The 12075-nt window shown below is 71.8% G+C and carries 10 protein-coding genes; 7 read left to right on the forward strand and 3 right to left on the reverse strand.

Annotated features, from left to right (window positions below):
- Window positions 1-2 precede the first annotated feature (2 nt).
- The 4 genes from rbsK (at window position 3) to AC1DYN_RS29170 (ending at window position 2602) form a co-directional block, all read left to right on the forward strand.
- Window positions 3-854 (forward strand): ribokinase, encoded by an 852-nt coding sequence (gene rbsK, locus AC1DYN_RS29155; RefSeq protein WP_477965693.1) that lies wholly within the window; start codon window positions 3-5, stop codon window positions 852-854.
- Entirely contained in the window at window positions 851-1246 is a 396-nt protein-coding gene (gene rbsD, locus AC1DYN_RS29160; RefSeq protein ID WP_477965695.1) for a D-ribose pyranase, read from the forward strand. The genes rbsK and rbsD overlap by 4 nt, the downstream gene beginning before the upstream one ends.
- Before the next feature lie 610 nt (window positions 1247-1856).
- On the forward strand, window positions 1857-2414 hold the full coding sequence (locus tag AC1DYN_RS29165) for a sigma-70 family RNA polymerase sigma factor (RefSeq protein WP_477965697.1): 558 nt from the start codon (window positions 1857-1859) through the stop codon (window positions 2412-2414).
- Window positions 2411-2602: a zf-HC2 domain-containing protein gene (locus tag AC1DYN_RS29170; RefSeq protein WP_477965699.1), complete on the forward strand. Its 192-nt coding sequence runs from the start codon at window positions 2411-2413 to the stop codon at window positions 2600-2602. Before AC1DYN_RS29165 ends, AC1DYN_RS29170 begins: the two co-directional genes overlap by 4 nt.
- 4 nt (window positions 2603-2606) lie before the next feature.
- On the opposite strand, the gene AC1DYN_RS29175 is transcribed toward AC1DYN_RS29170, so the two are convergent.
- A complete protein-coding gene (locus tag AC1DYN_RS29175; RefSeq protein WP_477965701.1) occupies window positions 2607-3836 on the reverse strand; it encodes an SGNH/GDSL hydrolase family protein in 1230 nt (409 codons plus the stop codon).
- Between the two features lie 13 nt (window positions 3837-3849).
- Window positions 3850-5034 (reverse strand): MFS transporter, encoded by a 1185-nt coding sequence (locus AC1DYN_RS29180; RefSeq protein ID WP_477965703.1) that lies wholly within the window; start codon window positions 5032-5034, stop codon window positions 3850-3852.
- A 112-nt stretch (window positions 5035-5146) separates the two neighbouring features.
- Between AC1DYN_RS29180 and AC1DYN_RS29185 the strand changes: the two genes are divergently transcribed.
- Window positions 5147-6052, forward strand: coding sequence for a LysR family transcriptional regulator (locus AC1DYN_RS29185; protein WP_477965705.1), 906 nt, complete (start codon window positions 5147-5149; stop codon window positions 6050-6052).
- A gap of 51 nt (window positions 6053-6103) precedes the next feature.
- Here AC1DYN_RS29185 and AC1DYN_RS29190 read toward each other — a convergent pair whose 3' ends face one another.
- Complete coding sequence (locus AC1DYN_RS29190) at window positions 6104-7540, reverse strand: diguanylate cyclase domain-containing protein (protein ID WP_477965707.1); 1437 nt, start codon at window positions 7538-7540, stop codon at window positions 6104-6106.
- Window positions 7541-7912: 372 nt separating this feature from the next.
- On the opposite strand from AC1DYN_RS29190, the gene dapA reads away from it, so the two are divergent.
- Entirely contained in the window at window positions 7913-8782 is an 870-nt protein-coding gene (gene dapA, locus AC1DYN_RS29195) for a 4-hydroxy-tetrahydrodipicolinate synthase (RefSeq protein ID WP_477965709.1), read from the forward strand.
- Between the two features lie 17 nt (window positions 8783-8799).
- On the forward strand, window positions 8800-12075 hold a 3276-nt coding region (locus tag AC1DYN_RS29200), incomplete at its 3' end, for an ATP-binding protein (protein WP_477965711.1).

The raw sequence follows: 12075 nt of genomic DNA on the forward strand, positions 1-12075 counted from the left end.
ACCTGGTGCTGCGCTGCGAGCGCCTGCCGGGCCCCGGCGAGACGGTGCAGGGGCGTGATTTCCAGGTGCTGGCGGGCGGCAAGGGCGCCAACCAGGCGGTGGCCGCGGCGCGGCTGGGCGGCGCGGTCAGCTTCATCGGTTGCGTCGGGGCCGATGGGCATGGACAAGAAGCGCGCCGGCGGCTGGCGGCCGAAGGGCTGGATGTGACGCACCTCGACGAGGTGGCGCAGCCGACCGGCGTCGCGATGATCCTGGTCGACGCGGCGGGACAGAACAGCATCGCGCTGGCGGCCGGGGCGAATGCGGTGCTGGACGTCGCGCGTGTCGATGCGGCGGCGGCGCTGATCCGCGGCGCGGCGCTGCTGGTGTGCCAGCTCGAATCGCCGCTGGCGGCGGTGGCGCATGCCATCGGGCTGGCACATGCGGCCGGCGTGCCGGTGCTGCTGAACCCGGCGCCGGCGCAGCGGCTGCCGGCCGCGCTGCTGGCGCAGGTCGACGTGCTGGTGCCGAACGAGAGCGAGGCGGCCTTGCTGCTGGGCGAGGCCGTGCCACCGGCGCAGGCGGCCGAGCGGCTGCGGGCGCTGGGGCCGCGCACGGTGCTGGTGACGCTGGGCGCGGATGGCGTGCAGTGTGCCGACGGCCGCGACAACCATCACCTTCCGGCGCAGAAGGCGAAGGCGGTCGACACGACGGGTGCAGGCGACACCTTCATCGGTGCCTTTGCCGCGGCGCGCTGCGCGGGCATCGCGTTGCACGCGGCGATCGCGCATGCGCAGCGTGCGGCGGCCTTCAGCGTGGCGCGGCACGGCACGCTGGACGCGATGCCGTTCGCACGCGACCTGCCGGCGCCATGAAGAAGACACCATTGCTGCATGCCGAGCTGTCGCAGCTGGTCGCGAGCCTGGGCCATGGCGACCTGGTGGTGATCGCCGATGCCGGGCTGCCGGTGCCGCCGGGCACGCGCTGCATCGACCTGGCGCTGACGCGGGGTGTGCCGTCGTTCATGCAGGTGCTGGACACGCTGCTGGCCGAGATGCAGGTGGAGCGGGTGGCACTGGCCAACGAGGCGTCGTCGCACAGCCCGGAGTTCGTCGCGGACATGCATGGCCGCCTGGAAGGCGTGCCGCTCGAGCGCCTGCCGCATGCCGACCTGAAGCAGCGCAGCGCCGCGGCGCGCGCGATCGTGCGCAGCGGCGAGTTCACGCCCTACGCCAACTTGTTGCTGTACGCAGGCGTCGTGTTCTGAGCAGGCCAAGGCGGCGAAGAAACCGTTCGCCCTGAGCCTGTCGAAGGGTCGGGCTGGCGCAACACCCCGTTCGGACTGAGCTTGTCGAAGGGTCGGGCTGCGCAACACTCCGTTCGGACTGAGCCTGTCGAAGGCCTGGTGGCGGCGCGCGAGGGGCCCCGGCACGCGACCCATCCTCCACGGAGAGGACGCGAAAACCCTCATGGTTCGCATGACCGCATCCCGCAGAATTCTTCACGGATCTGATGGGAGCGAACAACACGATGACGGCAGCGTACTGGGCTCACGTGCGCTTGGCCGAGGCCGGACAAGGCGGAGAAACCCGTTCGCCCTGAGCCTGTCGAAGGGCTGCTCGCGCGGAACCAGGGCTTCGACAAGCTCAGCCCGAACGGGGTGTTGCGCCAGTGCGAACGGGGTGTTGCGCCAGCCCGATCCGGGTGTTGCGCCCGCCCGATCCTTCGACAGGCTCAGGGCGAGCGGGGTTGTTTGCGTCCGTCGGGTTCGCTTGCGTGCCGGGGATGCTCATGGGGAACGGTGGGGTGTGCCGTCCGGACGGCTCGCCGGTGCGACGCTGCTTTCCGGAGCTGCGCTCGCGCTACAGTCGCGGCCCATGGACCTCGCCATCGAACTTGGAAGCCTGCGCCAGCCGCTGCTGCGCTTCGCCCAACTGCAGCTGCGCCACGACAGCCTGGCCGAGGACGTGGTGTCGGAGACGTTGCTGGCGATCCTCGAAACGCCGGAGCGCTTCGAGGGCCGCAGCTCGCTGAAGACCTATGCCACCGGCATCCTGAAATTCAAGATCATCGACGTGCTGCGCCGCCGCGGGCGCGAGATCCACGTCGAGCCGCTGGCCGAGCAGAGCGTCGACGATGCGCTCGATGCGCTGTTCCTGGCCGACGGGCACTGGCGCGACGCGCCGCAGCCGTGGCAGCACCCGGAGCGGGCGCTGGAGCAGAGCCAGTTCTTCGACGTGCTGCAGCTGTGCATCGACAATCTGCCGCCCCGGCTGGCGCGCATCTTCATGATGCGCGAATGGCTGGAGCAGGAGATCGACACCATCTGCGGCGAGCTGCAGGTCACCAGCAACAACTGCAGCGTGATGCTGTACCGCGCACGCATGCAGCTGCGCGAGTGCCTGCAGCAGCGCTGGTTCGAGGGGGCGGCATGAGCGAAGCTGACGACATCGATTGCCGGGCGGCGTCGCATCTGTTGAGCGCGCTGCAGGACGGGCCGCTGCCGCCGGACGACGACAGAAAGCTGGCCAGCCACCTGCTGGTGTGCCGCATGTGCCGCAACGTGCAGGGGCAGCTGGCGGTGCTGCGGCAAAGCGTGCGCGACCTCGGTCGCGAGGACTGACGATCTAGCGCAGCGTGTCCAGAGGCACCGCGTCGGCCATCGCGCGGTGGCCGCGGTCGCCCGGGTGCAGGTGGTCGCCGGAGTCGAACACCGCCTGCATCCGCTGCGGCTGCGCCGGGTCGCGCAGCAGCGCATCGAAGTCGAGCACCGCATCGAACTCGCCGCTGCTGCGGATCCACGCGTTGACCTGCTGGCGCAAGCGCTCCTTGTGCGGTTGGAAATAGTCGGCCAGCGGCGTGCCGGCCAGCGCGCCCTCGAATGGCGTCAATGTTGCGCCGACCAGCCGCACGCCACGCAGGTGCGCCCGCGCGATCAGCTGGCGGTAGCCGGCGATCAGCGCGGCCGCATCGGGCGGCGCGCGCTGCGGATCGAAGGCCGTGCCCGGCCAGCTGATGTCGTTGATGCCGATCAGCACGATCGCGCTGCGCAGCTGCGGCTGCGCCAGCACGTCGCGGTCGAAGCGGGCGAGGGCGCTGCGGCCCATGCCGTCCGACAGCAACCGGCCGCCCGAGATGCCGGCGTTCAGCACCGCGATGCCTCGCGGTGCCAGCCGCGCCGCCAGGAAGTCGGGCCAACGGGTGTCGGCGTCCAGCGTCGCGCCGTTGCCGTCGGTGATCGAATCGCCGATCACGACCACGCTGCCGCGCGGCGCATCGGCCTCGACGGCGATGGCGCTCAGGAACATCCGCGCGCTCAGCCCTTCGGTGGCCGGCAGGCGCTCGGCCGCCACCTGGTTGCCGGGTGCCAGGAAGGCCGCCTGCCGCCCATCCCAGTGGAAGGTGCGCGTCGGCGTCGGCTGCGGCAGGTACAGGCTCACCGCCAGTTGCCCGAGCGGCGCGACCGCCAGGTCGACCGGGTCGCTGAGCACAGGCGTGCCCGGCGGCACGACGACGTCCGGCCGGCCGTTGAACGTGATCGCACGGCCGCGGCCCGGCGTGGCGGCCGGCGCGACCTGCGCCGCGCCGATGACCAGCGGCTGCGTGCCGTACTCGTTCGACAGCTGGATGCGCACGCGGCGCCCGCCCAGGCTCAGCCGCACGACCTGGCGCACGGTCTGGTTGTCCAGCAGCGCCGGTATGTTGGTCGGCAACGCGAACTCCTCGCCCCAGCTCGCCTGCGGGCTCGCGGTCCAGCTGTTGAGCCAGCTGCCGGCCTGCACCGGCAGCGCCGCGGCGGTCGAGAAGGCGAACACGGTCGCGGCCAGGCCGCGCCGCAGGGCGCTGTGCGTCGTCATGGCGGTTCTCCGGTCAGGCGTTGGCAGCGGCGAGTCGGGCGGGCTGGCGGTCGAGCCCGATTGCCAGTGCGGCAAGGCCCAGGCCGGCGAGCGGCAGCAGGGCCGCCACCCACGCCAGCGAGCCGAGGCCGGGCCCGTCGGCGATCACCACGCCACCCAGCCATGCGCCCAGCGCGTTGCCCAGGTTGAAGGCCGCGATGTTGAAACTCGAGGCCAGGCTCTGCCCGGCACCCTGCGCCTTGCTCAGCACCCACATCTGCAGCGGCGCGACGGTCGCGAACGAGGCCGCGCCCAGCAGGCCGACGAACAGCACCGCGGCCACCCGGCTGTGCAGCGCCCAGCCCGTCAGCGCGAGCACGACCGCCAGCACGGCCAGCGAGCCCAGCACGGTGCGCGCCAGGTGCCGGTCGGCCAGCTTGCCGCCGGCCAGGTTGCCGGCCACCAAGCCCGCACCGAACACCAGCAGGATCGGCGACACCGCCGCGGCGCCGAAGCCCGAGATCTGCGTCAGCAAGGGCGCGATGTAGGTGAACAGCGCGAACAGCCCGGCAAAGCCGAGCACCGTGGTCGCGAAGCCCAGGAGCACCGGGCGGCGCAGCAGCGCATCCAGGTCGGCGCGCAGCGAGCTCGGCGCCTGTTGCCCGGCCTGCGAGGGCACGAACAGCGCCAGCACCGCGAACGCCAGCACGCCAACCGCGCTGACGGCCCAGAAGGTCGCGCGCCAGCCGAAGTGCTGGCCCAGCCAGGTGCCGAAGGGCACGCCCAGGATGTTGGCGACGGTCAGCCCGGTGAACATGATCGCGATCGCCGATGCGCGCTGCTGCGGCGGCACCAGGCCGGTCGCCACCACCGAGCCGACGCCGAAGAAGGTGCCGTGCGCCAGCGCCGTCAGCACCCGCGCGGCCATCAGCAGCTCATAGGTCGGAGCCAGCGCACAGGCCAGGTTGCCGAGCGTGAAGATCGCCATCAGCGCCAGCAGCAGCGTCTTGCGCGGCCAGCGCTGCGTCAGCGCCGTCAGCAGCGGCGCGCCGACGACGACGCCCAGCGCATAGCCGGAGATCAGCAGCCCGCTGGTCGACACCGAGACGCCCAGGTCGGTGCCCACGTCGAGCAGCAATCCCATGATCACGAACTCGGTCACGCCGATGCCGAAGGCCCCGACGGTCAGCGCATACAGCGCCAGTTTGGTGTTCTTCATGCTTGTGAATTCAGTTGCTTCCGAGGAACGAATGGTGAGTTCAAACGCCGGTTGGTACTAGACTGGCGGGCGGAAAAACACTTGTGAACCCGGGTCAACAAAGAGGAACGGCATGGCACGCCTGGATTTGAACCGCTCCGGCGAGATGGAGGTGTTCGTGCGGGTCATCGAGCTGGGCGGGTTCTCCGCGGCGGCGCGGGCCTTCCAGATGACGCCGTCGGCCGTCAGCAAGCTGGTCGGGCGGCTGGAGTCGCGGCTCGGCGTGCGGCTGGTCAACCGCTCGACGCGGCAGGTGCAGCTGACGTCCGAGGGCTGCGTGTTCTACGAGCGCGCGCTGCGCGTGCTGGCCGACCTGGACGAGGCCGAGCGCTGCGCGGCCACGCACGACGTGCCGCGCGGGCGGGTCAGCCTGAACGTCAACGTGCCGTTCGGCGAGCATTTCCTGCTGCCGCTGGTGCCGCAGTTCCTCGCGCTGCACCCCGAGGTCACGCTGGACATCGTGCTGACCGACGAGGTGATCGACCTGCTGGAGCGGCGCACCGACGTCGCGGTGCGCGCCGGCCCGCTGAAGAGCTCGCGGCTGCTGGCGCGCAAGCTGGGCGAGACGCGCAAGCTGATCGTCGGCTCGCCCGACTACCTGGCGCGGCGCGGCACGCCGCGCACGCCGGACGAACTGGCCTCGCACAACCGCCTCGGCTTCAACTATGCGCGGGCGACCGAGGGCTGGCCGCTGAAGCAGGACGGGCAGCTGAGCCATGTCGCCAACAACGGCAACGCGCAGGTGAGCGACGGCGAGTCGCTGCGGCGGCTGGCGGTGGCGGGGCTGGGGCTGGCGCGGCTCGCGGCCTTCCAGGTGAAGGACGACCTCGCGGCCGGGCGCCTGCAGGCGGTGCTGGAAGACTTCAACCCCGGCGACGTCGAGGAGGTGCACGCGGTGTTCCTCGGCCAGGGCGGGCCGCTGCCGACGCGGGTGCGGGCCTTGCTGGATTTCCTGGTGGAAAACGTGCAGATCTCGTAGCCCGGATGCCAATCCGGGAAGTGTCGGACGAACCCCGGATTGGCATCCGGGCTACGTGGTCGCCATCCGCCAGGTGTTTCGGCCGGCCGTCTTGGCCGCATACAGCGCGGCATCGGCCTGCGCCAGCAGCAGCGCGGGCGTGCGCGCATCGCCGTCGTAGAGCGTGATGCCCAGGCTGGTGGACACGTGGTGCGTGCAGCCGCCCAGCCGCATCGGCACCTGCACCGCATCGAGGATCTTCTGCGCGACCGACTCGGCCTCGGCGGGGGCGCTCAAGGCCTCCAGGATCACGACGAACTCGTCGCCGGCCAGGCGGGCCACCGTGTCGGTCTCGCGCACCGCGCCGCACAGGCGTTGCGCGAAGCCTTTCAGCACCTCGTCGCCCGCGGCGTGCCCGAGGCTGTCGTTGATGCACTTGAAGTTGTCGACGTCGAGGAAGAGCAGGGCCATCGTCCGGTCGAGGCGGCGGCAGCGCGCCATCGCGGCCTGCAGCTGGTCTTCGAGCTCGCGGCGGTTCGGCAGCCCGGTCAGCGGGTCGACGCGCGACAGCTGGTCCAGCCGCCGCTCCACCTGCTTCATCGGCGTCACGTCGCTGCACAGCGCATAGACGCCGGCCACCGTGCCGTCGGCCGCCACGTCGGGCAGGTAGGTGATGTGCAGTTCGCGCGCCACGTGGTCCTGCGCCGCCTCCTGCGGCAGCGTCGACTCGAAGGACACTGTCTCGCCGGCCATCGCCCGCAGCACGTACGGCCGCCGTTCGCGCATGGCCTCGTCTCCCAGCACCTCGGCCAGCAGCCGGCCGGTGACCTGCGCCGGCGAGACGCCCAGCCAGCGCTGCACCGTCGCGTTGACGAACTGCAGCCGCCACTCGGCATCGATGTACGAGATCAGCACCGGCAGGTTGTCGGCGATGTCGCGCAGCCGCTTCTCGCTCGAGGCCAGCGCCAGCTCGGCCTGGCGGCGCTCGGTGACGTCGAACGCGATCGAGCAGAWGCCCTGCACGCTGCCGTCGGCGGCCAGGTCGGGCGTGAAATCCTGCTGGTAGTGGCGCAGCACGCCGTCGACCTGCAGCGCATGCTCGTGCCGCACGTGCTCGCCCGCCAGCGCGCGCTCGATGAAGGGCTGCACCCTGGCGTGGGCGGCCGCGCCGCGCACCTCCAGCACGGTCTTGCCGACCAGCGACTCGGGCGTGCAGCCGTAGACCCGGCCGCAATAGCGGTTGGCGAACAGCACGCGCTGCTGGCGGTCGAACTGCGAGATGCGCGCCGGCATGTTGTCGGCGATCGCGCGCAGGCGCTGCTCCGAGCAGCGCCGAAGCTCGGCCTCGGTCTCGAAACGGCCGGCGCGCCACATCAGCAGCGTCTGTACGGCCACCACCGCGCCGAGCAGCACCGCGAGCGCGGCCAGCGGCACCATCTGCACGCAGGCGAGCAGCGTGCCGATGGCGGCCAGTGTGGCAAGGACGAGGGCCTGGATGGGAATCTTCACGGTCGCGGGGGCTGTACGCCTGTGTGACATCGGCAGATGGGCCGCCACCTTGAGCCGGGCCTGCACCGATTGGGCCCGCCACGCCGCCGGCAGCTGCGCTGCATCCGGCAGCAGGCCGTGGCGCTTCACGACCGACGTGCGCGATGCGGTCTACGGCGCCCCGGCTACACTCGGTGCATGAGCCTTCGCCCCCGCGTCCCGACCCCCGGCCCTGTGCCGGACCGGGCCGCCCGCGCGCTCAAACAATCCAAACAGCAGCTCGTCTGACCGGAGCGGCTGTGCCGTTCGCAGACGAGCGACGGCACGGCTTCCCACCCGGCACTCATTCGCCTCGACGGTTCTTCATCGGTCTCGCCATCGAGGGATGAGTTCATGCAGGCGTTTTCTGGCATCTGGGTTCCGGTGATCACACCGTTCGCGGCCGACGGGGCCGTCGACCACGTGCGTCTCGGCGCGCTGGTCGGCGAGCTGGCACAGGCCGGCATCCACGGCTTCGTCGCGTGCGGCACCACCGGCGAGGCAGCGATGCTCGGCGACGACGAACAAGCCGCCGTGCTGCAGACGATCCTGGCAGCCGCCGGCGGCCGGCCGGTGCTGATGGGCGTCAGCGGCATCGCGCCGCGCGAGGTTGCCGCGCAGTGCCGGCGCTTCGGCGAACAGCCGGTGGCAGGCTTCCTGGTGCCGGCGCCGAACTACGTGCGGCCGTCGCAGGCCGGCATCGTCGATTTCTTCCGCGAGGTGGCTTCGGCCGCGGCGCCGCATGCCGTCGTGGTCTACGACATCCCCTACCGCACCGGCGTCGAGATCAGCCTCGAGACCCTGCGCACGCTGGCCACGATTCCCGGCGTGCGCGGCCTCAAGGACTGCGGCGGCGACGCGCGCAAGACGCAGGCGCTGATCGCCGACGGCCGGCTCGCGGTGCTGGCCGGCGAAGACCACCACATCTTCACGACGCTGTGCCAGGGCGGGCAGGGGGCGATCGCCGCCAGCGCGCACCTGCACCCGCAGCATTTCGCCGCGATGTTCGACGCGCTGCAGGCGGGCGACCTCGCCAGGGCACGGCAGCTGCACCACGCACTCGCGCCGCTGGTCGCGAGCCTGTTCGCCGAGCCCAACCCTGCGCCCTTGAAGGCGCGGCTGGCCGAACTGGGCCGCATCGGCCCGGGCCTGCGCGCGCCGATGCGGCCGGCCGGCGCGGACACCGTGCAGGCCGTGCGCGAGGCGTGGCTGCGCAGCGCCTGAACCGTTAGCATTTGCCGATGGCAGATGCTCCCCTGAGGTTCCTCGAWGGCGGTGGTGAGATGGGCGCGCGCATGCGCGCCTTCGACTGGGGCCGCACGCCGCTCGGCGCGCCGGCCGACTGGCCGCAGAGCCTGAAGACCATCGTGCGCGTGATGCTCGATTCGCGCTTCGCGATGTGGATGGCCTGGGGCAGCGAGGGCACCTTCTTCTGCAACGACGCCTACCTGCCCACCGTCGGCCTGAAGCGCGACTGGGTGCTCGGCGCGCGCGCCGACGTGGTGTGGGCCGAGATCTGGCACGACATCGGCCCGCGCATCGGCCAAGTGCTGAGCACCGGCACCGCCACCTGGGACGAGGGGCTGCAGCTGTTCCTGGAGCGCAGCGGCTATCCCGAGGAGACCTTCCACACCTTCTCGTACAGCCCGGTCTACGACGACGAGGACCGCGTGGCCGGCATGCTGTGCGTGGTGGTCGAGGACACCGAGCGCGCGATCGGCGAGCGCCGGTTGCGCCTGCTGCGCGAGCTGGCGGCGCTGTCGTTGCGCGAGCTGCCGTCGCTGGACGCCGCGGCGGGGCAACTGGTCGCGACGCTCGGCAACGGCCCGCAGGACCTGCCGTTCGCCGCGCTCTACCTCGCTCAGGGCCAGGACGAGCTGGTGCGCGTCACGCAGACGGCCAACGTGCCGCCCGATGCGCTGCCGCTGCGGCTGGCCCACGATGCGACGCTGCCGCTGCCGGTCGGGCAGGCCGAGAGCACCGGCCAGCCGCAGCTGGCCGAGAACATCGCGCAGCACTTCGGCCCGATCCGCGGCGCCTGGAGCGAGCCGGTGCAGCTGGCCTGCGTGCTGCCGCTGGCGGTGGCCGGCCAGACACCGAACGTCGGCGTGCTGGTGGTCGGCATCAGCCCGCGGCGCCGGCTCGACGACGCCTACCGCAGCTTCCTGTCGCTGGTGGCCTCGCAGGTGGCGTCGCGGCTGGGCGAGACGCGCGCGCGCATGGAAGAGCGCCAGAAGGCCGAGGCGCTGGCCGAGCTCGACCGCGCGAAGAACGTGTTCTTCAGCAACGTCAGCCACGAGCTGCGCACGCCGCTGACGCTGATGCTCGGGCCGCTGCAGGATGCGCTGCGCCACCCGGCGCTGCCGGACGCGCTGCAGGAATCGATGCGCCTGGCGCTGCGCAATGGCGAGCGGCTGCGCAAGCTGGTCAACTCGCTGCTCGAGTTCTCGCGCATCGAGGCCGGCCGTGTCGAGGCCAGCTTCCAGCCCACCGACCTGGCGGCGCTGACGCGCGATTTCGCGTCGGCCTTCCGCTCGGCGATCGAATACGCCGGGCTGCGCTTCACGGTCGACTGCGCGCCGCTGGCGAGCCCGGTGTACGTCGACGTCGACATGTGGGAGAAGGTGGTCCTGAACCTGCTGTCGAACGCGTTCAAGTTCACCTTCGACGGCGAGATCGCGGTGTCGCTGCAGATCCGCGGCGGCGACGCGGTGCTGAGCGTGCGCGACACCGGCATCGGCATGGATGCGCAGGCGCTGGCCCACGTGTTCGACCGCTTCCACCGCGTGGCCGGCGCGCGCTCGCGCTCGCACGAAGGCACCGGCATCGGCCTGGCGCTGGTGAAGGAGCTGGTGAAGCTGCACGGCGGCAACGTCACGGTGCGCAGCGAACCGGGGCGCGGCAGCAGTTTCGAGGTGGTGGTTCCGCTGGGAGCCGCGCACCTGCCGGCGCACCGCGTCGGCGCGCCGGCGCCGGGCGCCGTCGCCGCGGTGGCGCTGGACGCCTTCATCGACGACGGCCTGCGCGTCGAGCCTGCGCCACCGCCGCCGCTGCACCCGGTGGAGACGGGCGGTGCGCCCGCCGCGACGATCCTGGTGGTCGACGACAACGCCGACATGCGCGGCTACGTCGGCAACGTGCTGGGCGCGCGCTGGCGCGTGCAAACGGCGGGTGACGGGCTGCAGGCCCTGGAGGCCATCGCGCGCCAGCGTCCCGACGTCGTCGTGACCGACATCATGATGCCGCAGCTCGATGGCTACGGCCTGCTGGAGCGCATCCGCGCCGACGCGGCGCTGCGCACGCTGCCGGTGATCCTGCTGTCGGCCCATGCCGGCGAGGAGGCGCGGCTGGAGGGCCTGGCCAAGGGCGCGGACGACTACGTGGTCAAGCCGTTCTCGGCGCGCGAGCTGKCGGCCCGCGTCGAGGTGCTGCTGGTGCGCGAGCAGATGCATGCGATCAAGGATGCCGCGAACCGCCGGCTGGTCGAGCTGTTCGACAACGCGCCGGTGGCGGTCGCGCTGCTCGATGGGCCGCAGCACGTCTTCAGCTACGCGAACGACGACTACCGGCGCCTGATCGGCGATCGGCCGCTGCTCGGCCTGCCGCTGCTGCAGGCCATGCCCGAGCTGCACGGCCAGGGCGTGAAGGAGCTGATGGACGAGGTGCTGCGCAGCGGCGAGCCGTATTTCGCCAAGGCCTTCGAGGTGCGGCTGGCCGACCCGAAGGACGCGGTGCTGGGTACGCGCTTCTTCGACTTCGTCTACCAGCCGCTGACCGAACCCGGGGCCGACGTGCCCGGCAGGATCGCCGTCGTCTGCTACGAGGTGACCGACCAGTTGACGGCGCGCCAGCAGGCCGAGGACGCGAGCCGCGCGAAGGACGAGTTCCTCGCGATGCTGGGCCACGAGCTGCGCAACCCGCTGGCGCCGATCCTGACCGCGCTGCACCTGATGCGCATGCACTGGAAGGACGCCGCCGTGAAGGAGCGCGGCATCATCGAGCGCCAGGTGCGCCACATGGTGCGGCTGGTCGACGACCTGCTCGACGTGGCGCGCATCACGCGCGGGCGCGTCGAGCTGCAGCGCGCGCCGCTCGACCTGGGCGGGGTGATCGGCCAGGCGGTCGAGACCGTCGGCCCGCTGTTCGAGCAGAAGCGCCAGCGCCTGGAGGTGCGGGTCGAGGAGCCGCTGCCGCTGGACGGCGATGCGGTGCGGCTGGGCCAGGTCGTCTCCAACCTGCTGACCAACGCGACCAAGTTCACCGAGGTCGGCGGCCATGTGCTGCTCGAGGCGCGCGCCGACGGCGGCGATGCGCTGCTGGTGGTCGCCGACGAGGGCATCGGCATGTCGTCGGACGAGCTGGCGGTGGTGTTCGAGCCCTTCGTGCAGGGCAAGCGGCAGGCGCTGAACCGGCCGCACGGCGGCCTCGGCCTGGGCCTGGCGATCGCGCGCAGCCTGGCGACGCTGCACGGCGGCACGCTGGACGCGCAGAGCGATGGGCCGGGGCGCGGCAGCCGC

The sequence above is a fragment of the Rhizobacter sp. P2_D12 genome (genome assembly GCF_056404395.1).

What these genes read in the sequence shown, in the direction of transcription:
- rbsD (WP_477965695.1), top strand. Translation starts at nt 851, where the DNA reads ATGAAGAAGACACCATTGCTGCATGCCGAGCTGTCGCAGCTGGTCGCG.
- AC1DYN_RS29165 (WP_477965697.1), top strand. Translation starts at nt 1,857, where the DNA reads ATGGACCTCGCCATCGAACTTGGAAGCCTGCGCCAGCCGCTGCTGCGC.
- AC1DYN_RS29170 (WP_477965699.1), top strand. Translation starts at nt 2,411, where the DNA reads ATGAGCGAAGCTGACGACATCGATTGCCGGGCGGCGTCGCATCTGTTG.
- AC1DYN_RS29175 (WP_477965701.1), bottom strand. Translation starts at nt 3,836, where the DNA reads ATGACGACGCACAGCGCCCTGCGGCGCGGCCTGGCCGCGACCGTGTTC.
- AC1DYN_RS29180 (WP_477965703.1), bottom strand. Translation starts at nt 5,034, where the DNA reads ATGAAGAACACCAAACTGGCGCTGTATGCGCTGACCGTCGGGGCCTTC.
- AC1DYN_RS29185 (WP_477965705.1), top strand. Translation starts at nt 5,147, where the DNA reads ATGGCACGCCTGGATTTGAACCGCTCCGGCGAGATGGAGGTGTTCGTG.
- dapA (WP_477965709.1), top strand. Translation starts at nt 7,913, where the DNA reads ATGCAGGCGTTTTCTGGCATCTGGGTTCCGGTGATCACACCGTTCGCG.